The sequence below is a fragment of the Paraburkholderia sp. BGA-UO-ETr-F12 genome (assembly GCF_059567945.1).
Genome location: NZ_JCAQOZ010000063.1, coordinates 168,897 through 192,372, shown reverse-complemented (window position 1 = coordinate 192,372; position 23,476 = coordinate 168,897). Strand labels below are relative to the sequence as shown.

General features: G+C 60.5%; 15 protein-coding genes and 1 pseudogene. 7 read left to right on the top strand and 9 right to left on the bottom strand.

What is annotated here, in order from left to right:
• Positions 1 to 15: 15 nt before the first annotated feature.
• The 3 genes from AC57B6_RS31635 to AC57B6_RS31625 are packed head-to-tail and all read left to right on the top strand — an operon-like array spanning position 16 to position 3,442.
• Positions 16 to 1,110: an alcohol dehydrogenase catalytic domain-containing protein gene (locus AC57B6_RS31635; protein ID WP_216750060.1), complete on the top strand. Its 1,095-nt coding sequence runs from the start codon at positions 16 to 18 to the stop codon at positions 1,108 to 1,110.
• 53 nt (positions 1,111 to 1,163) lie between these two features.
• Positions 1,164 to 2,708, top strand: coding sequence for an FGGY-family carbohydrate kinase (locus tag AC57B6_RS31630; RefSeq protein WP_496422801.1), 1,545 nt, complete (start codon positions 1,164 to 1,166; stop codon positions 2,706 to 2,708).
• Complete coding sequence (locus AC57B6_RS31625) at positions 2,705 to 3,442, top strand: SDR family oxidoreductase (protein ID WP_454806467.1); 738 nt, start codon at positions 2,705 to 2,707, stop codon at positions 3,440 to 3,442. Before AC57B6_RS31630 ends, AC57B6_RS31625 begins: the two co-directional genes overlap by 4 nt.
• An 83-nt stretch (positions 3,443 to 3,525) precedes the next feature.
• Here the strand turns inward: AC57B6_RS31625 and AC57B6_RS31620 are convergent, their stop codons facing one another.
• The 3 genes from AC57B6_RS31620 to AC57B6_RS31610 form a co-directional block, all read right to left on the bottom strand.
• Positions 3,526 to 4,011: a hypothetical protein gene (locus AC57B6_RS31620; protein ID WP_144192423.1), complete on the bottom strand. Its 486-nt coding sequence runs from the start codon at positions 4,009 to 4,011 to the stop codon at positions 3,526 to 3,528.
• A gap of 467 nt (positions 4,012 to 4,478) precedes the next feature.
• Entirely contained in the window at positions 4,479 to 6,233 is a 1,755-nt protein-coding gene (locus AC57B6_RS31615; protein ID WP_496422800.1) for a ShlB/FhaC/HecB family hemolysin secretion/activation protein, read from the bottom strand.
• The gene (locus tag AC57B6_RS31610; protein WP_028197974.1) at positions 6,230 to 6,592 is read right to left on the bottom strand and encodes a hypothetical protein; all 363 of its coding nucleotides are present in this window, start codon (positions 6,590 to 6,592) and stop codon (positions 6,230 to 6,232) included. Before AC57B6_RS31610 ends, AC57B6_RS31615 begins: the two co-directional genes overlap by 4 nt.
• A 323-nt stretch (positions 6,593 to 6,915) precedes the next feature.
• On the opposite strand from AC57B6_RS31610, the gene AC57B6_RS31605 reads away from it, so the two are divergent.
• On the top strand, positions 6,916 to 7,305 hold the full coding sequence (locus AC57B6_RS31605) for a hypothetical protein (protein WP_052660776.1): 390 nt from the start codon (positions 6,916 to 6,918) through the stop codon (positions 7,303 to 7,305).
• Complete coding sequence (locus AC57B6_RS31600; protein ID WP_042275718.1) at positions 7,298 to 7,600, top strand: hypothetical protein; 303 nt, start codon at positions 7,298 to 7,300, stop codon at positions 7,598 to 7,600. Before AC57B6_RS31605 ends, AC57B6_RS31600 begins: the two co-directional genes overlap by 8 nt.
• A 271-nt stretch (positions 7,601 to 7,871) precedes the next feature.
• Here the strand turns inward: AC57B6_RS31600 and AC57B6_RS31595 are convergent, their stop codons facing one another.
• The 4 genes and pseudogenes from AC57B6_RS31595 to AC57B6_RS31580 all read right to left on the bottom strand — a co-directional run.
• A complete protein-coding gene (locus tag AC57B6_RS31595) occupies positions 7,872 to 8,834 on the bottom strand; it encodes a hypothetical protein (RefSeq protein ID WP_496422799.1) in 963 nt (320 codons plus the stop codon).
• A 250-nt stretch (positions 8,835 to 9,084) separates the two neighbouring features.
• The gene (locus AC57B6_RS31590) at positions 9,085 to 9,732 is read right to left on the bottom strand and encodes a hypothetical protein (RefSeq protein WP_127837946.1); all 648 of its coding nucleotides are present in this window, start codon (positions 9,730 to 9,732) and stop codon (positions 9,085 to 9,087) included.
• A gap of 170 nt (positions 9,733 to 9,902) precedes the next feature.
• Positions 9,903 to 10,349 carry a hypothetical protein gene (locus AC57B6_RS31585; RefSeq protein WP_496422798.1) on the bottom strand — a complete coding sequence of 149 codons (447 nt, stop codon included), beginning with the start codon at positions 10,347 to 10,349 and terminating at the stop codon, positions 9,903 to 9,905.
• A 7-nt stretch (positions 10,350 to 10,356) separates the two neighbouring features.
• Positions 10,357 to 12,213: pseudogene (locus AC57B6_RS31580) on the bottom strand (filamentous hemagglutinin); the annotation flags it as partial.
• A gap of 249 nt (positions 12,214 to 12,462) precedes the next feature.
• Between AC57B6_RS31580 and AC57B6_RS31575 the strand changes: the two are divergent.
• Both AC57B6_RS31575 and AC57B6_RS31570 read left to right on the top strand, forming a co-directional pair.
• Entirely contained in the window at positions 12,463 to 12,669 is a 207-nt protein-coding gene (locus AC57B6_RS31575; protein ID WP_052660774.1) for a hypothetical protein, read from the top strand.
• Between the two features lie 73 nt (positions 12,670 to 12,742).
• Positions 12,743 to 12,976: a SymE family type I addiction module toxin gene (locus AC57B6_RS31570; RefSeq protein ID WP_081833158.1), complete on the top strand. Its 234-nt coding sequence runs from the start codon at positions 12,743 to 12,745 to the stop codon at positions 12,974 to 12,976.
• 201 nt (positions 12,977 to 13,177) lie between these two features.
• On the opposite strand, the gene AC57B6_RS31565 is transcribed toward AC57B6_RS31570, so the two are convergent.
• Positions 13,178 to 22,144: a hemagglutinin repeat-containing protein gene (locus AC57B6_RS31565; protein ID WP_496422797.1), complete on the bottom strand. Its 8,967-nt coding sequence runs from the start codon at positions 22,142 to 22,144 to the stop codon at positions 13,178 to 13,180.
• A 372-nt stretch (positions 22,145 to 22,516) separates the two neighbouring features.
• Positions 22,517 to 23,470: a tryptophan 2,3-dioxygenase gene (kynA, locus tag AC57B6_RS31560; RefSeq protein ID WP_030101098.1), complete on the bottom strand. Its 954-nt coding sequence runs from the start codon at positions 23,468 to 23,470 to the stop codon at positions 22,517 to 22,519.
• Positions 23,471 to 23,476: the final 6 nt, after the last annotated feature.

The window sequence follows — 23,476 nt, the reverse complement described above, 5'->3', positions numbered from 1 at the left end:
CAGCAGGACCATGCAATGACTCAAACTACCCAATCCGATAAGCAGGACATGACGGCGATCGTCTGCCACGCACCGAAAGACTATCGCGTCGAACAGGTAGCCAAACCCAAGGCACGCGCGCACGAACTGGTGATCCGCATCGCCGCGTGTGGCATCTGCGCGAGCGACTGCAAATGTCATTCGGGCGCGAAGATGTTTTGGGGCGGCCCGAGCCCGTGGGTCAAGGCGCCGGTGATTCCGGGGCATGAGTTCTTCGGTTTCGTCGAAGAAATTGGCGAGGGCGCAGCCGATCATTTCGGCGTGAAGCTGGGCGACCGCGTGATCGCCGAGCAGATCGTGCCGTGCGGCAAGTGCCGCTATTGCAAATCCGGCCAGTACTGGATGTGCGAAGTGCACAACATCTTCGGCTTTCAGCGCGAGGTCGCCGACGGCGGCATGGCCGAGTACATGCGTATTCCGCCGACCGCGATCGTCCACAAGATTCCCGACGGCATTTCGCTCGAAGACGCCGCGATCATTGAACCGCTCGCGTGCGCGATCCACACGGTGAACCGCGGTGACCTGCAACTCGACGATGTGGTGGTGATTGCAGGCGCGGGTCCGCTTGGTTTGATGATGACGCAAGTTGCGCATCTGAAAACGCCGAAGAAGCTGGTCGTGATCGATCTGGTTGAGGAGCGCCTGGCACTCGCGCGTGAATATGGCGCGGACGTGACCATCAATCCGAAACAGGACGACGCGCTGGCGATCATTCATTCGTTGACCGGCGGTTATGGTTGCGACGTGTACATCGAAACGACCGGCGCGCCGATCGGCGTCAATCAGGGCATGGAGATGATCCGCAAGCTGGGGCGTTTCGTCGAGTTTTCCGTGTTCGGCGCGGATACCACGCTGGACTGGTCGGTGATCGGCGACCGCAAGGAGCTCGATGTACGTGGCGCGCATCTCGGCCCATACTGTTATCCGATTGCGATCGATTTGCTGGCGCGTGGGCTCGTGACGTCGAAGGGCATTGTCACGCATGGCTTTTCGCTGGAAGAATGGGACGAAGCGATCAAGATCGCCAACTCGCTCGATTCGATCAAGGTGTTGATGAAACCGCGCGCCTGAGGGGGGCGAGTGGAGCGCGGGCCTCGGACGAACGGCACATAAACGGAGACTGTATGGATTACGTCATCGGCGTCGATATCGGCACGCAGAGCACCAAGGCGTTGCTGGTCGATCAGCACGGCGCGATCGTCGCGCAGCATGCGTCGAGCTATCAGCCGGATACGCCCAGGCCGCTATGGGCTGAGCAATGGCCGGCGGTGTGGTTGAACGCGGTGGTGGAATGCGTTGCCGCGTGTGTCGATAAGGCGAAAGCGGCAGGCGTCGCGGCGAAGTCGATCAAGGCCGTATGTGTGAGCAGCCTGTACGGCGGTTCGGGGATTCCTGTCGATAGCGAGATGCGGCCGCTCTATCCGTGTTTGATCTGGATGGACCGGCGCGCAACCGACCAGGTCGAGTGGGTGCGTGCAAACATCGACCTCGAGCGCCTGTATGCGATCACCGGCAATGGCGTGGACAGCTATTACGGTTATACGAAGATGCTGTGGCTGCGCGACTATGAGCCGGATGTGTGGGCGCATACGCGTTACTTCCTGCCGCCTAATGCTTATGTGATTTACATGCTGACCGGCGAGGTTGCCGTCGACCATAGCTCGGCGGGCAATATCGGCGGTATCTACGACATAGCAAAGCGTGACTGGTCGGACGAGGCGCTCGACATGCTCGGCATTCCCGCGACGATGATGCCCGAGCGACTGGTGGAATCGTCGGACGTGGTGGGCGGGCTGCTGTCGCAGTGGACCGGACAGCTTGGCCTCGAGCCGGGCACGGCGATCGTGGCGGGCGGAGTGGACGCGGCGGTGGCGACGTTTGCCGCCGGCGTCACGCGCGCCGGGCAGCACGTTGCGATGATCGGCACGAGCATGTGCTGGGGATATATCAACCAGAGCGTCGACGCGAGGCATGGGTTGATCAGCATGCCGCATGTGTTCAACGGTCAGCACGATATCTACGTGTTCGGCGGCGCGATTACGGCGGGTGCTTCGGTGACGTGGTACCGCGAGCAGTTCTGTCACGCGGAGACTGAAGCCGCGCGGGCGATACCGAATGGGGACCCGCATCGCTTGCTGGAAGAGAACGCGTCGCGGATTCCGGCAGGGTCGGACGGCGTGATGTTCCTGCCGTATCTGATGGGCGAGCGAAGTCCTGTTTGGGACGCGAAGGCGAGTGGGGCGTTTGTCGGCTTGAGCCTGTTTCATACCCGGGCGCACCTGTATCGGGCGGTGTTGGAGGGCGTGTCGTTCGCGTTGAAGCACAACATCGAGGCGGGGCGTAAAGGCGCGCAGTCGTTGGATGACAAGCTGATCGTGGTGGGCGGCGCCGCGCACTCTGATCTATGGATGCAGATCATCGCGGATGTCACCGGCTATCCGGTCTACACGATCGAGCAGGATGTCGAGGCGGCGATGGGCGCGGCGTTGCTGGCCGGCCTCGGCGTCGGTCTGGTTTCGCGTGAAGAGGCGCACAGAGGATGGGTCACGCTGTTTGAACGCGCGGAGCCGAATGCGCAACGGATGGCGCTGTATGAGCAGCGGTTCGGTGTTTATACGGATTTGTATCCGGCGTTGAAATCGGTCATGCATCGGTTGCAGATATCATGAATGCTACTTTCGATTTTTCTGGCCGCTCGATTCTGGTGACAGGCGCATCGAGCGGAATTGGGCGAGCGACGGTGGAAGCGTTGTGCGCTTCCGGCGCGAATGTGGTCGCTGCGGCGCGCAATGTGAATGAACTCGCGCGTTTGGCAGAGGAGACAGGCTGCGAGCCGTTGATGCTTGATGTGAGCGATGAAGAGGCCGTAGACGAGGCATTGAGCTCGCTCGAAGCGTTCGATGGGCTTGTGAACTGCGCGGGGATCGCTTTGCTTGAGCGTGCCGTGGATACGACCGGTGCGAGTTTCGATCGTGTGATGGGAGTGAATGCGCGTGGGGCGGCGCTGGTGGCCAAGCATATGGCGCGCGGAATGATCGAGGCGAAGCGTGCCGGCAGCATCGTGAATGTTTCCAGTCAGGCTGCGCTGGTGGCGCTTGACGATCACTTGAGTTATTCGGCTTCGAAGGCGGCGCTCGATGCGGTTACGCGGGCCTTGTGTATCGAGTTGGGGCCTTTTGGTATTCGGGTGAATAGCGTCAATCCGACGGTGACGTTGACGCCGATGGCCGTGCAGGCGTGGAGCGATCCTGTGAAACGCGATCCTGCTTTAAAGGCGATTCCTTTGGGGCGGTTTGCCGAGTCTGCTGAAGTCGCTGCGCCGATTATGTTTTTGTTGAGCGACGCGGCGTCGATGATTAGTGGGGTTTGTCTGCCGATCGATGGGGGGTATACGGCGAGGTGAGGGGTTTGCGCGTACTTCAATAAAGAAGGCGCGAACAAGTCGCGCCGTTTTCTTTGTCGCAGCATGGTCGCCGCTATTTCATCCTAGTGCTTCACTGCTGCCCGCTGCGCATCAGTTCGCGCACGTGCGGCGGTCTTGATTCGCTCCTGCTTACACGTCGCAGCTTTATCTGGTGTTGCTTCGGCTTCGACCGCTGCTTCCGCTGCATCTCGCCCCGCCTCCGCTGCATCCGAAAGAAGTTTCGCCGCATGTTTGGCGGTGATGCAACTGTGAGGAACGCCCTTCGCGTCGAGCGCGATTACCTGGTAAAGCTCTCGGTCGCATTCAACTTCCTGCTGGTATTGCTCGACGGTGTGAAGCAGGTGTTCCAGCAAGTTGCGCTCACGGCGTCTTTCGTCAACCGTCGTAGCCGGGCATCGTGTGATGCTTGCCGCGAGATTGATCAGTGTTTCAAGCTGCCGGATTTGCCGGTCGCATGCGCCGAATGCCGACAGTGCGAGCTTTTCGTATTGAAGCGCATCAACAGGCGGGCGTGACGCAGGTTTAGTTTTTTTGGTGTGTTTGCTCATGGCGCGGTTTCCGGTGAGTTCCTGAATTGCCCGACACTCGCTGATATAACAGATGGGGTGAGCGGGCACGTAGCGAGTTTGAGAGACCGGGCGTAAAACCGAAACCGGCGAGCCTCGCGGCTCCCTCACCACAGCCCGCCCGTAGAAACAGACGTGCATGATGGGTTGCGCACTACCTACTTGCGCAGGTAGTGCGGGTTTACGCTGCGGGCTCTCATACCCGGCCGCTTTGTAACGGCGGGAACAATTTAAACCAGATATTTTTTAAGACGAGCAACCACGCAGGCTAAACGCGCGAGTTATAACGAATCTTTACATTCGAGCCGGGGCACTCGCGGATCAACGCGAGTCACGCAAACGCGACCGATTCATCGCGCATGTCGACAGCGAGACGCACAACGCTGCAATCGCAAATTTACTTAACATGGTTGACTCGCAAAAAAGCATGAATAAAAGTTTGGTCCCACTCAGAACTGAGCCGTAGCCTGCACTCCCACCGTCACGCGCGAGGTCGGAAATCCGCTGGGTTTGTAGACCGGCGTGCCGACGAACAGGTCGTAGGAGAGACCAGCAAAGCGTGCAGGCAGACCACCGCGGATGCCGATCACCGCACCCGCCAGTTGTGTTCCGGCCAGAAACGCGGTGTTCGGTCCGAACACGCGTCCGTAGTCGATTCCCGCGTACAACGCCTGTCCGGTCTTGCCGATGGACCATTGCAACTCGTTGCGCCAATAAAAACCTTTCTCTGCCGCCAGCATGGTTTCGCCGTCGAAGCCGCGCACCGTGTATCGGCTGCCGATGGTGAGGTCGTCCAGATAGAACAGTGTGTCAGTAGTGAACTGCGCGTGAACGGTCGCGACATACCGGACGTTTTGGCTGGCGACGGCAAACGGGACCGACAGGTTCGCGTCCAGCACCGCCATGTGGTAACGGTAGGTCGGACCCTCGGGGTACGGGTCGGACGTCGCGCCCAAGCCGCCGATGCCCTGGCGGTAAGCGAGCGTGCCGTCGAACTGGGACGCGCCGAAGTAATGCCGGTCGGTCAGGCCCGCTTCGATGAACGTGTTGTTGCGCTTCTGTTGCGGGATGTGGGTGTCGTCAATGAAGCTGTCGCCGAAACGCTTCGATAACTGGAACTCCACGCCGAATACGTCGCTCTGGCTGCGGCTCAGCACACGCGCGAGTCTCAGTGCGGCTGTCTGCGAATTGCCGCTGGACACGAAGGTCTGGTTCACGCCCGCGATGTTCTGGTAGTACGTGTTCGTGTTACCGGACAGTGTGGCCGTCCAGTACCCCCATGGCACGGAATACGAGCCGTTGAATCCGTGCGAGCCGAGTGACTTGTTGCCGAACGACAGATCCTGATTTGCGCCGACTGTGAAGATGTCGTTGAGTCCCAGCGGATTGTCGACGCCGAGGTTCACGTTGCCCTGCCACTTGCCGGTCGCGTCTGTACCCGAGTTATCGACGGATGCGACGAAGCTCCACGGTTTCGAGCGCTTCACGCTCACGACGACATCGCTTTCGCCTGGTGTGTCGGTCGGCTCGATTTTCATGTCCACGTCCTGCGACGCCACGCGCTTCATCTGCTCCAGCCCCTGCTCAAGGTCGCGCAGGTCCAGCAGGTCGCCGTCGCTTACCGGGAATGCGGATTTCAAGGTGCCGCGCGTTTCGGGATCGACAAAGCGGAGCTGGTGCACGACGCCGGGAACGAGCGCAAAGGCCAGCGTGCCGCTGGACAGGTCCTGCTGCGGGACGAGTACGCGCGTCGTGACATAGCCACGGCTCAGGATGGCCTGCTGCAGCCCCTTCGTCAGTGTGTCAATGCCGGACTTGCCGATGCATTGGCCCCTGTAGTGATCGAGCCATTCGCGAGCGAAGGCGAACGGGTCCAGTGATAGGGCCGAGGTGCCCTTGCTGCGCACGGCATCGGGCAGAGTCGTCGGAATGTCGAGTGCAAATCGGGCGATGCGGAAGCATGGTGTCTCGACCGGCAGCTGTGGGTAGCCCTCGAATGTCGGGAGGGTCGAACGCACGGCGGGTGCCTGCACAATTGCGTCGCGCTGCTGTGCATCGCGTTGTTGCTGTATCTGCTGGTTCTGCCCGGCGTTGGCCCGTGCTGCGGCGGCTTCATCGGCTGGCGTCGGCGAATGTTGCGCGTTCGACGCGAGCGATACCAGGGCTGTGAGCGGGAGTGCCGCCAGCCGCGTTCTGATTTTCATGGGTGTTTCATTCCGTGATTCGATACGGCATGCAGCAGCGAGTACCCAACCATGCCCGTGCCGGCGATAGCTGTACTCACTGGATTGTTATTCACCAGATCGTCATAGGCCTGCTGATTACCTGCAATGTAATGACGGTTGCAGTCGTGATTTGCGTATTGCGGATCGGTCTTGTAGCCGTCGCAGTTCAGGCTCTGGCATCCGATGATCGCGTGAACCTCATAGTCCTGCACGCCACCGGATGCGTTCGAGGCCCGGTGGTCCAGGTTGCGGAATATTTCCGCAACGATTTGGCTTTCCGCTTCCTGTTTATTGATGCCGAACTTCTTTGCAACGACTTTTGCATCCTTCTTTTCCATTGCGTATTCGTCGGGGTGCAACGGCCGGTTCGAGCGAACACCACACCCCGACACGCCCGCCGTTGTCGGTACAGGGTTCCTCCTGACGCAACAGGAACCTGCAAACCGGTTTTTCCTGATTCGCGTCGCCATCCGAAATTTTTGCCCCGACACGGGTTCTGGCCAGAAGGCGCGAGTTTGCCAGAGGACGCCTTGCGCCCATCTCAATTACATCGCATCACGAAACAACTTCGTCTCGGCGGGTTTGATTGAGCACGCAGTGCGACGGCAAACCAGGCGGAATAGGACCGTTGTGCTCCACTGTTCAACAACCGCGCTGACCGTTGTTACGCGGTAACGACGCCTCGCTTACCCCGGGCGCTTACTCCGTCAAGGCCGCGCGCGAGCGCGCCGAAGGGCAGCCGTCTGCCGATGTCTTGAAGAGAATGGCTGTTGCGCTGCATGTCACCGCAGATTTTCTGCTCTTCGATGAACACGAGCGCGGCCCCGACACTGACCTCACCTTGCAGTTCGAAGCCGTCAACCAGTTTTCAAAGGAAGAGAAACATGTCGTGCGCGAACTGCTTGGGGGTTTGATCCTCAAGTACGAAGCACGACGATGGAATAACCGGACCCCGGAACAGGGCCGTTATCGAAGCGCGGGGCATGAGTGTTACCAGCACTCATGCCCCGCTGACCGCAACCAGTTCACTTGGAGAACTGATCATGGCTGATACCAATCTTAAACCACGTCGCGCACGCGGCGAACACGCCACGCGCATTTCCGTGGCACTTGAAGCAGATAGCACGTCCGAACACGGCAGGCGCACCGCCTTCCCCTGGATGCAGGTCACCAATGCCATGCTCGAACACGCCGGCTTCCTGCCGGGGAACCAGGTCCTGTTCAGCATCGACTACCGGCACGGGCACATCACTATCACCCCGGACTATGACTACAGGGTCGCCGGCCGGTACATGACCGCGACAGAGGCCAACGCCATGCTGCAACGACGCAGCAAACGAAACTGAACAACACCCGCAAACAACAAACTCGGCCAGCGCCGGGTTTGTTGTTACTGCTACAGCCGATTTCTCACCCTGAGATACTGCAGAATTGCCACGATCCAGAAGACTAAGGCCACAAGCGAACCGCGAATCAACACAAACCGTATGTCCTCAACTCCCCATCGATACGCTCCGCCATAAAATACAACAGCCATCAGGACAGACGATACTTTGATCGCCGCGAAGCACAGCAGTGACAGGGCATAGGCCAACATCAGCAAGAGCACTAGACGCATCATTTTTTCGCAGGCCCCATTTGATTCTTGACACCATTTATTGCGGCACCCGCCGCCTCAGAACCTGAACCGCCGGCTACGCCAGCCCCGATTACGGCCAAATTGTTCGGTATAAGGAAGTTCAACCCCGACGGCCCAGCCCATTTTCCGACATCCGCCCAGCCCGAACTGTTGATCGTTGGCCGCAGGATGGAGTTGATCCCTGTCTCCATGCCTTTGCCGACACCATAACCGAAGGCCGCGCCAGCGCCGCTCACTGCGCCGCCAAACATGATGCTGTCGCTCTTACCGTATACGGCATTATTGATCGCCGTGCCAGTCGCACCACCCACGCCATTCACGAACACGTTCCATCCCAGGCCACCGTACGCGCCAGCACCTCCCGATATCGCGGCAATTGCCACGTCAACAGGATTGACCGTTCCATTCTGGTAATACTGCGAGCCTGCATTGATGCCCGCGCTAATCGCGCCGGTTCCCGCCGCCGAAGTCCATGCAGTCGAACCCAATGCCCCGTCAATCCCGAAGATCGGCGCACCGGGTATTGCTGCCAGTGCAGGTAGGACTGCCGGTGCCGCCAACGCGCCCGCAATAGCGAGCCCGAGTTTAGGATTAGCTACGGCTCCAGGCAATGCCCGTTGCTCCGGCGTCAGTGACCCATCTTTGTTTCCGTAGAGGAAGGGACTGTTGTATTCGGAATTAGTGGCGGTGAACATACCGTCCGCGTTCTGACTGATAAACGCCACCGCAGTCGCATCGCCACCAGGTCCCTTGCTTGCCGCTGCATCGACCAAACGATACCCATTGGCCAACAGCACCTGCTGCGCCTGATCGGGCGTGATCGACTGGCCAGTCTTGTCCTTATAGAACTGCGCGAACTGCTTCGCGTTATCTTTCGCCCATTGCCGTTCTTCCGGATGCAACTGTCTGTTAAACCGGTCTGTGTTCACGGCTTGAACCAAGGTCCGAATCTCTCCGGCTCATCACTCAGTATTCCTGCCTTGCGTAGTGGTTTCGGTAAAAACCTGATTAAGACAACCAGCAAGATAAGAAACATAGGCAACCCGATTGCCAAGAGGGCAATATTTTCATCTAGCTTGAACATTAAGCGACATAACCCGGCAACCAGAAACGACCAGGAACTCGCCCCGATCGCCGATGTAAGGCAGACCATGAACCAAATTTGGAATGCGGCGTATGCTCGACGCCAATTCATTTTTTTTCTCCCGCGTTGCGGACGTCATTAACAAAGGTCGCGGCCTTGGTGCCCACTCCAAGCCATAGAGAGGCTTGGTTAGCACTAACGGACGGTCCGATAAACGGGACTGACTTTGCATTGTTAATGTTCGGCACCATGACGTCGAACATAGAAGTGGGTCGGTTTAGGCCATCTAACGTTCCTACGTTAAGTGGAACCGGTACTTTTAACGCAACGAGAGCGGTCCCGAGGTTGATGCCGTCATATATGGTGTTTCCCCAAGTCGGCGCGAGTGCACTAAAACCTGACCGCAAGGGGTTCCATCCAGAGGCCGTAATTCCATCATAGCGATTGGCTAGGCTAGTTGCCCCCTCGATTGCATCACTTGTGCCGAACACGAACATCCAGCCTCCCACCGCACAACCAGCAGCGCTTCCACAGAGCAAGCCACCAGTCTTCGCTGTTACAGCTCCCAGGCCAACCTTCAATGCATCCTTCCCTACACCCAGGGGATCGCTCTTCACCATGTCTGTGATCTTCTGCCGAGGCGTGTAGTTGAACAATCCTGCTTCCTGCTGACGGGTCACCCACGCAACTTCAGGCCCGAGCTGCGTTGCCTCAAGCTGACTCACGTAGTTCTTGTTGTACTCGTCGCTGCCCACGGGATATTCTGCCCAGCACTTCACCGCAAGGCATGCCGCCTTCGTCAATTTGTCCTGTTCGGCCTGGTCGCCGTTCGCCTGCTTCGCTATTGCGCTCTTTTCTTCAGGGTGTAGTTGCCTATTAAACCGAACACTGCCGTGTAGGCGCAGTTGGCGGCCCTACATATCGATTATTTGCATATCTTGCTTGTGGTGGCGTTGTACCTCATGGATATGAGAACAGTTGACGTGTTCTTGTAATCCCCAACATTTTCCTGAATCTCCGCAAGCACGCCCTTCTTACAGAAAGAAGCGGGGCTAGTCGGCATCTGCTGCCAGCCGAGATCAACCAGGGTTTTGATGTCCCTATCCCGAAGCTGCTGCGACCACGAATCCGTGCGAATCAGGAGCGATAACAGCGCTCCGCCGAACTTCGCATTCTCATTTCGATAGACGATCGCTCCCCCGTTTCCAAGCATCGTCGCCATATCGGCTTTCATCATGCTCATCCTTACACTTGCGTCAGTCGTTGATGGATTTTTTATCACGGCATAAATGAGGATGAGCAACCACGACACCACCGTCAGCGCTACTACGTAGTGCTTGGCGGGGCGGCCCCAAATTTGATTATCTGGCATGGTCCATTTATTGTGATGAGGGAAGTTTGAACACAGGCAAAGATACTCCCGTGCTCGCACTCCCGCCGAGATTTATCGCTTTTGTCGACGCGCCAATTCCCAAGCCAACCTCGACAGCCGTAGCGCCACCAATGGCATGATTCCCGCCAAAGCAGGCACCGTAAGCGCAAGCAGCGACCGAGTAGGAGCCGCCCCCCAGGAGTTGATCGGTATTCTCCCCTTGCACTGCGTTGGGCAGCCCGTAGTTCGACGGCAGCCAACCCAACGTGACGCTCGCGCTAGGAGCCACAGGCACAGAGCCGCCAGCTCCGACATAGACTTGACCGTTATGCAGATTCATTGAGAGTGAGCCTGAGAGGCCCAGAGCGTTGCCATTGACGGCGACGTAGTCAGGTGCGGGGATGCCCGGCTGCTGAAATCCAACCGAATTGTCACCGGTGTTCCATCCCGGTGAAAACGGTCCATACGGATCGATCTTCGGCGTTGCCGCTTGAGCGGTTGACGTTCCCCAACTGTACGGTGAGCTAGCACCACCCGTGTTTTGCGTGATCAAGTCCTGCACATTCTTAGACGGTGTCGCCAGCATCGACGGGTCCTGCACCAGATAATTACCCGTACTGTCCGTCGCCAGCTTCATGCCCGTTGTGTCGTAGACGGCGCTTGCAGGCGTGTTCGCGTTCAGCGGCACCACGACGCCTGTCGCAGCGATCTCGCCGTACTGGCTGTTGCTGGCCGCGCGCATTGCGTTCTCAATCTGGTCGGTTGTGATCGGCGATCCGTCCGGGTTCGTTATACCTTGCGCCGCTGCATTCGCCGCTATCTGCTTGGCTGCGGTCTTTTCCTGCGGATGCAGTTGCCGGTTGTACCGGTCAACGTTGTAGCCTTCGAACGCACCCGCATTGCCGCCTACCGCCGCACCGGCACTCGTAGCGATTACGTTTGCCACGATGTTGCCGAGCGCCTTGTTCATATCCGAATTGCCAGTCGGGTCCGATCCCGCGATTGCGTCGCTCAGTCCGTTCAACTTGCCCGCAGCGATTGAAGCGATACCCGCGCCAGCCGCACCGCCGAGCGCGTTGCCGCCGGCAAGTCCCGTTACCAGCGCTGCGCCTGCCGCCTGCATCGCGGCGCGATACGTGCCTCCTTCGGCCCACTCAGGATCGCCTGTCGCCCTGGCCTGACGGTCGGCGTAGTCACCGATGCGCCGCGAAACCGCTTCTCCCGCTGCGCTCGCCGCCGCCATCATGTCCGCCTGCCGGTCGAGCAGGTTGTTCACGTCAGGCAGTTTGGCAACCGTGCCGTTCGTGTTCGACGTGTCCCGGTTCAGGCTTGCGATGTCCTGCATCTGGCTGGCTGCATCGGTGACACTGACCGTGCCCGTACTGATGCCGCTACGCGTGGCCGCGCTGTCGCTGCCGCTGTCGTTCTGGCTCAACATCGGCCCACCGCCGCCTGCATTGGGCCCGTTCGCCGTTGAACCCGGGCCGTGAGTACTGTAATTCGCGCCACCGTCACCAGTCGTCACGCCTGCACTGAAGCCGCCCGAGTGCGCGTCGTAGCTCGACTGGTTCTGGATATCGCTGAAGGTCAGTGTCCCAGTGGACAGGTTGTTCCTGGACGCGTCCGCATCGCCAGCAATCACCGCCCCCTTGAGGTCGGTGTTCCCCTTGACGCTGATACTGAACCCGCCGTCACCCGCCTGGATGCCCGCCTGTTCGTTCACGCCCGCGTAGCTGCCGTTGGCGTTCGCGTTGGTGTGGCTGAAGCTCGCGCTGCCGCCACCCTGGCTGATTGCAAAGCCGCCGCCCGAGCTCTCCTGATGCGCGGCGCTCGCCATCGTGTCCTGCACGCTCGCGATGTTCAGAAAACACGCACCTGACGCGCCCGCCGTTGTCGAAACAGGTTTTCTCCTGACGCGACAGGAACTTGCAAACCGGTTTTCCATGATGCGCGTTTCCATCTGCAATTTTTTGCCCTACGCGGTTTCTGGCCAGAAGGCGCGAGTTTGCCAGATGAGGCATTTTCCTTATCCCAATTACATCGCATCACGAAGCAAACCCGGCGGAACAGGGCCGTCGTGTCGCGTCAACCGTCTGCCGATGTCTTGAAGAGAATGGCTGTCGCGCTGCATGTCACCGCAGACTTTCTGCTCTTCGATGAACACGAGCGCGGCCCTGACACCGACCTCACCTTGCAGTTCGAAGCCGTCATCCAGTTTTCAAAGGAAGAGAAGCATGTCGTGCGCGAACTGCTTGAGGGTTTGATCCTCAAGTACGAAGCACGACGATGGAATAACCGGACCCCGGAACAGGGCCGTTAACGAAGCGCGGGCCATGAGTGCTGGTAACACTCATGGCCCGCTGACCACAACCGACTCAATACAGGAGTTGACCATGGCTGATGTCCATCTTAAATCACCTCACGCTCATCCGGAGCGCAGCCTCACCATCCAAGAGTCTTGGCGTTATCAGCAGATCACGCTCGGGCGCATCCGCAAAGATCCACCTCTTTATCCATGGATGAAGCTCGCTGGCCGATGGATCGAACACGCGGGCTTCCTTCCTGGCCAGCGCGTTCGTATCGTCGTCGAACATCACAGGATTATCATCACGCCATTCCCGGAGTGATTCCACATACAACAAACCCGGCCAACGCCGGGTTTGTTGTTTTAGCGGAAGAATCAGCTCACCAGTAAAGCGTACGCGACTGCCGTTGATGCCAACGTTACAAGCGCGGCCATAAATATCCAGTACCTGAGTCGTTCCTTCTTACTCATTTGCTTCCATTGATCGAGTGAAGGGCCACCACCTGCTGCCATATTTAGCTCCTCATTTACTCTTTCTGCCTATTTGTTTGGCATGACTCCACGGTACAACACCGAATGTTTTGCTACCAGGAGGACTAACACCAAGCTCAATTGCCGTCGCCCCACCGTATGCATGCGTAATCGCCGCATAAACGTTGGCACCAAATGGGGTTGGCAACGAAACGAAGAATTGATTTGCATCGCCATTTAAGAATGCATTCGTCAATTGTGCATTGGAGGAACCTATGATCCACCCGAGTGCTGCGCTGCCGCCCGGTATCCAAGACGTTGCTGACGGGTTCGCCTGAGCTATTCCGCCAGATGCATGTACAGACCCATCGTAAAGGTTTGCTGCGATGCTGCCCGTGGCGGACAAGACACCACCGCCGACGGTTGCGTAGTTAGGCTGGAGAGTAGCCGCCGCTGCATCTGCATTCGCACTCTGCGCCTGAATCGCCGCCTGCAGCACCGCCACACTACACTGCGCACCCGCACCGCATATCTGCGACACCAGATCCTTTGATACAGATCCATCGTGAACCGATCTATTGTAGAGATCGACATTCGATCCCGAGAATGCACCCGCATCACCACCCACTGCCGCACCCGCGCCCGTAGCAATCGCGTTCGCGACGATGTTCCCGAGCGCCTTGTCGATGTCCGCATTGCCGGTCGGGCGTGATCCCGCAATCGCGCCACTCAGTTCGTTCAGTTTGCCCGCTGCGATCGAAGCGATGCCAGCGCCTGCTGCGCCGCCAATCGCATTGCCGCCGGCAAGTCCCGTCACCAGCGCCGCACCAGCGGCCTGCATGATGGCCCGACTCGTGCCGCCTTCCTTCCACGCGGCCATCCCAGCCTGGTCGCCGTTGTCTTTTGCCTCGTCGTATTTCGACTGCGCAAAGTCGCCGATGCGCCGCGAGACTGCTTCACCCGCCGCGCCCGCTGCATTCATCATGTCCGCCTGCCTGCCCAGCAGGTTGTTCACGTCCGGCGTCCTGCTGACCGTGCCGTACGTGTTCGACGTGTCGCGCTCCAGGCTCGCAATGTCCTGCGACTGGTTCGCCGTATCGGTGATCGTGACGGCACCCGCGCTGACGGCGCTTTTCGTCGTCGCACTGGCGCTGCCACTGTCATGCTGACTAAGTGAGGGCGTGACACCACCGGCGTTGTGCACGGAACCCGTACCAGTTGTCGCATAGTTATTGCCGCCATCGCCAACCGATCCGCCCGCCGACAATCCGCTGCTTTTAGCATCGTAGTTCGAACTGTTCGCGATATCGGAGAAGGAGAGTGTGCCCGTCGTCAGACTGTTTTTATCCGGCGTGGCCGTACTGGCAATGACTGCCCCCGTCAGCTCCGTATTGCCCTTGACAGCAATATCAAACCCACCCGTACCCGCGTGAATCCCTGCCTGTTCATTGACACCCGCGTAGCTGCGGTTGGCGTTCGCGTTCGTATGGCTGAAGCTCGCGCTGCCGCCGCCCTGGCTGATCGCAAATCCGCCGCCCGAGCTCTCCTGATGCGCGGCGCTCGCCATCGTGTCCTGCACGCTCGCGATGTTCAGGTTGCCGCCGACATCGGCGTTCACCTGGCGACCATTCACATTCGAGCCGATGATGTTCGTATCGCCGCCCGAAATGATCGTCGCCGTGTTCGCGGCCGTCACGTGCGTGTTGTTCTGCATGGCGGCATCGCTGTTGCCGTTGCCGCGCGCCTTCGACATCGACGCATCGACTCCCCAGCCCTGCGTGCCAAAGGAGACACCGACACTCGCGCTGCTGGACTCGTTGCTGCTGCGCGTCGAGTCGGTATCCGTCGTGTTCACGAGATTGACCTGATTCCTTGCTGCAAGGATCACGTCATTCGCGTTCACGTTCGAACCCGCAATCGTCAGGTTGCCACTTCCCGCGCTGTTGCCAGATGAGCCGTCGCCGGGCGCCACAAATGCAACCGTGCCGCCCGCCGTGACACCTGAGCCGCGACGGGTCGTGCTCTCTTCCGTGTAGGTGTTCCTGCTGTGGCTGCTGCCGTAACTGAGTTCGATCTTTGCTTCCGGCTTCTCGCCGCCGGCGAGCGCGCCCGCTGCGGCTCTGCCTGCGCCGATTGCATCCACCGCGCTACTTGCCGCCGCCATGCCGTGCAATGCCGCAGCACGGTCATCCTGACTGTGGCTCGCCGCATGCGCCTCGTCAACCGCGCTGGACACCGCGTCAACCACCGGAGCCTTGATCGCGAGCGTAAAGCCGCTCTGTTTGACCTCATGCGTCTCGTCGCGATGCATCGTATCGACGGCAGAGTCGATCGTGACGTTCGCGCCGGTACCGGTGACATTCTGCGCGGCAACCAGATCACTACCCGTGACATGCAGGTCCTTTCCTGCGGTAAGGTTCAGACTGCCGTTGAGCGAGCCGATCGTGCTGCCAGTGTTCGTTACCGTAACGTCGTGAGCGGTATCGGTCTGCGTCCTGCTGCCCACCGATATGCCAATTCCGCCGCTCGTGCCAAAGCCGGACTCGTGCTTCTGGTAGTAGCTCGATGTGCTCTGCGTATCCTGTGAGGTCGTGATGTTCACGTTGCCCGCCGCAGCCAGATTCACGTCGTTCGTGCCCGCGACGGTCGAACCTTTCACGCTCAGGTCCTTGCCCGCACTGACCGTGACCGTGTCGCCGGACACAGTGCTACCCACGCCGATGTTCGCCTGCGTGTTCCGCATCGTGTCGGTGGTCGAGCCATGCACGAAGCTGCCACGCTTCGATTCGGTCGCCGCGTACGAATCGTGTTCCTCGCGGCCTTCGTTGATAGTCACGTCACCCGTGGCCGCAATGGTTGCGGCGCCGCTGCCCGCCGCCAGCGACGAACCCGTGAGCGTGACGCTGCCTTTGCCGGGATCGGCACTCAGGGCCGCGAGCGTGGCATTGCCGCCCGCGATAAGGTTCGTGCCGACTGCCTGTTCGTCGTAGCTGCGGTCGGACTGCTTGCGGGTTTTGTCGTCCGCGGCGACATTGTTGTAGGTCGCGGTGTTGGTCACGGTCGTGGCCGTCAGGTTGCCACCCGCGACAACCGTCATATCACCGCCCGCGCTGAGCGTCGCCCCTTTAAGCGTCGTATCGTTACCGCTCTGCATCGCAAGGTCGCCTCCAGCACTAATGCCGCTCGTCTGGTTGAGCGTGCTGCTGGCTTCCCAATGATGCTGGTCGCTCTTCGTCACGGACTGCGACGTGTCAGACTGCACGGTATCCACCGTAATATCGTGACCCGCTGCGATCTGCGCGTTGCCGCCAGCGGCGATGTTTGCACCGTGAACTGACAGGTCATTTCCCGCCACGACAAGCAGGTCACCCGTCGATGCAATCGTGCCCTGTGTGCCCAGCAGGCTCTGGCTGATCTTGCTGTCGCCCACCGCCGAACTGACGCCCACGCTATCCACCAGCGTCGTGTTCACGATGTCATGACCGGCAAGCACGGCGACCCGGTTGCCGGTGATGCGTCCCGACGCGTTGACGACATCATTGGTCGCCGAAACTACGGTCGTGCCGCTGTCCGTGCTGCTGCCCGAACCGTTACCGATGGAGCCACCCCGGTTCAGGATGCTGGTCGCGGCAATAACGGTCTGTGTACCGCCCCTGATAACGCCTGAGTTGGTCGCGCTGCCCGTCGCGTGAATTTCCACATCATCGGCGGCGATCAGCGCACCGCCCGGCTGCAGGTCGTTCGCGTGGGCGTGGGCCAGATAGACGACCGGGGCCAGCACCGTTTGCGTCGTGCCATCGGGCAGCGTGACGCTCTGGCTGACCAGCCAGACGATATCGCTCGTCAGCGCATCCATCTGCGCGGCGCTCAGTGCCATGCCCGGTTCAAGATTGAATGCCTTCGCGACGTTCACGCCGCTGTTCATCAGCGCGCGATACTCGTCCTCGTTGCTGGTGTAGCCCTGCAGGTAGACCCGGCCCGTGAGCTGCGTGATCTGGTTGCGTACCATCTGTTCTTCGTATGCGCCGTCACCGAGCCGCCTGATGGTCTTCGACGGATCGAGGCCGAGCGCTCCCAGCATGTAGTCGCTCGATATGAAACTCGTGTAACTCGTCAGGCGCGGATCGGTGACCACCAGATACGACGCGCCGGGGGCCGTGTTAAAGGTGTACAGGCCGCTCGACGGCAGCGTGATATTCAGCGTACCGCCCGGTCCGGCGATGGACTGCGGCGCGTTAATAATTTGTGTCTGGGCGGTGGCGAGGTCGACGGTCTGCGCGCCTGTGCCGGTGATGCCGCCCACGGTGCCGTTCGCGCCCAGCGTGCCGCCCGTCGCGCCGGTTGCGGAGTTGGCCGCCGCCACGTTCGTGTTGTCGATGTCGGTCGCGCTGATCTGCACGGTGTTGTTTGCGATGATCGTCCCACCCGTGCCGCCAATGGCAACCGGCGACAGGACAATCGACGGCTCAACCACGGTGCCGACATCGCGCGAAATGTTCTCGTTCCACGCGTAGGTCGAAACAATGTCCTGCTTCTGGTACTGGTAGAGCGTCTGGCCGATGTTGTTCACCAGCGTGCCGCCATAGTTGCCGCTCGCCACGTCGCCGGTTGCATCGGTGCTCGCGTCGGCGCTGCCAATCTGGATCGAGCCGCCCGCGCCAATGGCGCTGTACTCATTGTTCAGCGTGCCGACGTTCGCAAGCACCATGTTGCCGCCCGCCACGATCTGCGCCTGCTGCGCCTGCGGGCCGCTTACCTGGTCCTGCTGCGTGGTGGTGGTCGTGTCGCGGGCGATCTCGACACGCTGGTAACCCTTGTGGGCGTCGTTGCGCGACGCGTATTCGGTGCCAGGATCGTAGTTGACGTGCGGATCGTAGCCGTCCCAGTAGCTGACGGTGATCGTGCCGTCGGTGTTAGCCGCCAGGGTGTTGTACCAGATCGTCTGCGGCTGGCCGTTGATGTTCACCACCAGCACCTTGTCCGTCGCATTGGGACCGGACGCCTGCGACACAACGTCCGCGCTGGAGAAGGTCGCGTTGACCGGCGCGATATAGCCGTTGTCCCACATGGCCTGTGTACAGTAACCCTTGTCGGCGTTCGTCGTCGTACAGGCCATGTACTTCGAGCGCTTGGTCTGATGTTCGGCTTCAACGCCGGTTGTCACCGTCTCGACGGTGGGCGCGGGGCGCGTATTGGTCAGCGTCTGCGTGGCAATTTCGATGCTGCCCTGCGCCTCGATCGTGGACTGGTCGTTGGTAACGGAGTAGCTGCGGTTCGCGAGCAGGCCGTTCGCATCGCGCGTGCCATCTGCAGCGATGTTGATGTCGCCGAGGCTGAAGAGGTTCGCGCCGCCCGAATTGGAGATATCGCCGGGCGAATGCAGGTTCAGTTGCGAAGCCGCGGCCATTACGGCGGCAGTGCCGGTGTTGGCGATGGAATGGCTGGCGTTCAGCGTGACCGTGTTGCCGATGATCGCTGCCGCGTTGACCAGTGACCCGCTATGTGTCGTAACGGTATCGCCTTCGATGCGGCCTTCGTTGGTGATCGCGTTCGCCGCATTGACCGTCGTAGCCGACGAATTCAGGTCCGCGCCCGCCTGGTTGTCCACGTTCGCCGCGTTCACCGTCAGCGCGTTCACCGCGCCGAGCGTGCCCTGATTTGTGAAGGTGCCTGCTGTCGTGAACGTCAGGTCATGGTTAGCCTGGATCTGGTTGCTGCCGGTGAGCGTGTAGTCGTCGTTGACCGTGACCGCACCGTCGTTTCCGGCAATGATCCTGCCGTCCCCCGTAAGCTGGTTCGCAGTGACACCCAGATTCTGGTCACTGCCGATTGCGCCGTCCTGGTTTGCCAGCGTGCCGGCATTGACGGATATCGAGCCGCCGCTGCCCGTGTCATTACCAATGCGGCCAGATGTGTTGTCGAGCGAAGCCGCATTCAGCGTAATCGCACCGTTGCCGTGAATCGAGCCGCCCGCATTGATGACCCCTGCGTTTGGGCCGTTGAGGGTGACGTTGTTTGCGCCCGAGAGCGTCGCGTTCGTGTTGTCTGCAAGCTGCGCGATAGTCAGCGTGAGGTCGTGGCCCGACACAAGCTGCGCGCCATTCGTGTTCGACAGCGTGTCGGCGTTCACGCTCAGGTCGCCGTTGCCACCGATGGTGCCCGCACCAGCGACACCGCCCGTATTGCTGTTCGTGACGGTGGCCGCGCTGACCGTCGTCGCGCCTGATCCGGTGTTCGCGATACGCCCGTTCGTGTTGTCGAGCGATGCACCTGTCACGGCGAGCGTGGCAGCAGTGCCGTCTGCCTCGATCTGCCCGCCCGTATTGTCGATGGCGCCCAGGGTCGACACCGACACGATATCCATACCCTGAATCAGGCCAGCCCGGTTATCGAGCGTGCTGCCGGACTGCACCGTGGCCGCGCCACCCGCCGTGACGGTGCCGCCCGCATTGCCGATGCTGCCGCCCGATACCGATACATCGCCGTTGCCGCCAATCAGTCCGTTGGTCGTGTTCGTGATTGCACCGCTGGCGCTAACCGTCGTCGTGCCAGTACCGCCGTTCGCGATGGAACCGCCATCGTTGGCAACCGACTGTGCGGAGATGGACAGCGTGTCATCGGCCTGGATTGTGCCGCCCGCGTTGTTCACTGCGCCCGTGCCCGACACAGAAACAGTCTGCGCGCCGACGTAGCCGCCAGCGCTGTTGTCCAGCGAGGCGACGTGTAACGTCGCGCCCGTCTGCGCGGCCAGCGTGCCGCCCCGGTTCGAAGCCGCACCCGAGCGGACATCAAGCGCACCATTCGTCGCGATGGTGCCGCCATTGTTCGACAGTGTTCCGGTATTGACCGTTAGCGTGCCGGCGCCGGAGCTGGCAATCGTGCCGTTGTCGTTGACGAGCGCAGCGGGGCTGAGCGAGAGGCTATCGCTGTTGGTCTGCAGCGTTCCGCCGGAATTGTCGAGCGTGCCGGTCACGTCAAGGGTCGTCGTGCCCGTGCCGGTCTGCGTGATAGTGCCGCCGCGGTTGACCAGGTGCGACGCATGCAACGCGAGCTGGTCCGCACCGAGGTTGCCGTGGCTGTTGTCGAACGTCGCGGCAGAAAGCGTGACCAGACGACCTGCCGCGATGGTGTTCGCATTCGTCAGCGTCGAACCTGTGGCCAGCGTGACATTGCCGTTCGCCGCCAGCGTGCCGCCGTTGAACAGGCTCTGCGCCGCGCTGGCAATCAGCGACTGCACCGCCGTAATCGAACCCGCGTTCGCGATCTGACCGGCCTGCACGTTCACATTGCCGTTGCCGCCGATGGTGCCAACCCCGGTCCCACTCGCGCCGTTGTTCAGCAGGCCGGTTGTGGTCAGCGTGAGGCCGTCAGCGCCTAGCGCCGCAACATGGCCTCCCGTGTTGTCGAGCGAACCCGCGTTGACGGAGAGTGCGCCTGCTGCCTGCAGCGTGCCGCCCTGGTTCAGCAAGTCACTAGTTGCAGTGACGTTGAGCGTGCCACCCGAGGCGATCTGGCCACCGCGATTGGACAGTGCGCCGGCCGTGACAGTCTGCGCACCGCCCGAGGACAGTACACCGCTGTCGTTCGTGAGCGTCCCGGAGGCGCGCGTGTCCAGCGCGCCGCCCGCCGTCACCGTTGCGCCCGACAGGTTCAGATCACCGCCGCTCGCGGTCAGGACCAGCGCTCCGTTAGCCGAGGTACGGCTTCCGGCGAGATTGACCGCCGTGCCATTCAGCGCCGCATTGCCGCCCGCCGCGTTATGTCCGGTCGCGGTCAATGTGCCGCCTGCCGTCACAGAAAGGTCGCCCGCCTGCGCCAGACTGCCGTCGCCGTTCACACCTGCGCCGAGCGTGCCGGTCGAGGCGACACTACCCGCATTGACGGTCGTATTCTGCTGCGCGGCCAGCACGCCACTGTTCGTGAGCGCGCCAGACGTGCTCGCTGTCACGTTATGCTGCGCATAGGTGGTGCCGCTGTTGTCGATACCGTCGCGCGCTGACAAGGCAAGGTTACCGCTCGCGCTAGTCTGCCCGGCAAGCGTCAACAGCCCATTGGTGCTCAATACGAGATCACCTGCCTGCGCGGCGAGAACCCCTTTATTCGACACGCCGACGCCATTCTCCGTGCCGACCAGAACGATCCTGTTCGCGTACATTCCACCAAGCTGGCTCACGTCGATGGAGACACCGGGCGCCGGACCATCGCCCGCGACAGGCGTTGCATCAAGCGTGTCATGACTGATGCTGTTCGCACCGGTCACGACATTCAGGTTCTTCGCGTAAGTTGCGGCGTTCGCCTGGACGGCGCGCGAGAGCAGGTCCACCTGATCGGTATCGCCCGCGTTCAGCCCCGAACCCTGGATGCTGATGTTGCCGCCCGTGACGTTGAAACCGGCGAGCGAACCATCCGGCGCAAAGTTCGGGGTGCCCGTGGTCAGGATGGTTCTGGACGTATTGATAAAGCCGCCGCCGTTCACGGCAATCCCGCTTCCGTTCGCGATGACAACTTCCGCGCGCTGGCCCGCTACTTCCAGATGTCCGTTGATCTGGCTCGCCGCGCTGCTGTTGACCTGGTTGACGATGACGCGCGCCGACTGGCCAGGGCCGAAGTTCGGATTGCCGTTGATCATGCCCGCCTGCTGCGTCTGCACGATCGCAGGCGAATTGTTCAGGATCGCGCCTTTCGACGGCACGTCGAAGCGGCCATAGGTGTTCATCGAGACGCCCGCACCGGAGGGCCGGTTGATGTTCACCTGATCCAGCCCGTTCTGTGTCTGGACCACGGACGGTGCGTGCGCGCCGCCCGGAACGATCTGCGCGCCCGACAGCGAGGGCAGCGCGCCGATGAGTGCGAGCGCGGCGAACGCAATCTGTCGTAACGAAAAAACCACACCCGGTGATGTTCTGCTGCGTACCGTGGTTTGTCCTGCCTCCTTACCCATTGCCGCAGCAGTTTCCCCGACGGCGACAAGCATTCCTCTGAGTCGGCTGTACACCAGCCTGTATGTCTTCCGGTTCATTTTTATGCTTCGTATTACGGACTATTAACCGGCCGTAAACTAGCGGAGATCGAACCAATGGAATGTCCACAAATCGTAAAATTCGCGGCACAGCAACGTTTGCATCAATTCGGACTGTTCCGATGGAACCGTCCGGGGAAATGGCCTAACGCGCGCAGGCATGATGCGCACGGGCAAACACGCGGATAAAAAAAGCCCGCGCGATGCGGGCTGAACAACCAGGTCAACGGGAGGGGGCAACAGGGACCGGGATAGACAGAGGAATACGCTGGGCTTAAGAGGCCAGTTAAAAAAGGCTGCTCCGTACGCCTGAAGATGTTCCAGCAGACGAGGGCGCAGCCGAATTTCAGGAATGCTTGGTGAACTGGCGTCTTAAAGCATCGTCCTCACATGCCAAAGCTCAGGAAACAGAACCACATCCAGCATCTTGCGCAGATAAGGCGCGCCGCTCGTGCCGCCCGTGCCTTGCTTGAATCCGATGATCCGCTCGACGGTCGTCACGTGCCTGAAGCGCCACTGGCGAAATGCATCCTCGAGATCGACAAGTTCCTCCGCCATCTCGTACAGCTCCCAATGTTGCGAAGGATTCCGATAGACCTCCAGCCAGGCTGCTTCGACAGAAGCATCATGGACAGTCGGCTGTGTCCAGTCTCTCTCCAACCTGGACGGTGAAATTGCAAACCCACGCCGCGCCAGCAAGCGCACGACTTCGTCGTAGAAAGAAGGTGATTCCAGCGAGGCCTTAACCTCTGCGAATACATCGGCCCGATGCGCATGCGGCTTCAGCATCTGCTCATTCTTATTGCCGAGCAAAAACTCGATCTGCCGATACTGATAAGACTGGAATCCGGAAGAGCTGCCCAGGTAAGGCCGCATCGCCGTGTACTCGGACGGCGTCATCGTCGCGAGAACGCTCCATGCCTGGACGAGCTGCTCCATGATCCGCGACACGCGTGCGAGCATCTTGAACGCTGGCGGCAACTCGTCGCGATGCACGGCCTTCAACGCCGCGCGCAGTTCATACAGCGCGAGCTTCATCCACAACTCACTCGTCTGGTGCTGGATGATAAACAGCATCTCGTTGTGATCCGGCGACAACGGATGCTGCGCGTCCAACACCTTCCCCAGCGAAAGATAATCGCCGTAACTCATCGACTCCGAAAAATCGAGTTGCGCGTCATGCCAGCCATCGCCGGAATCTGCAGCAGCGGCCGTAGCGGAGGCCGTCTCCGGAGCCGAATGGACAGCCCCACTGCCGTGCCCAAACGGACAGCCTTGCGCCGGCTTCTCTTCCGGCAATCCCGGCGTTTGCATGTGATCGGTCATTACGTG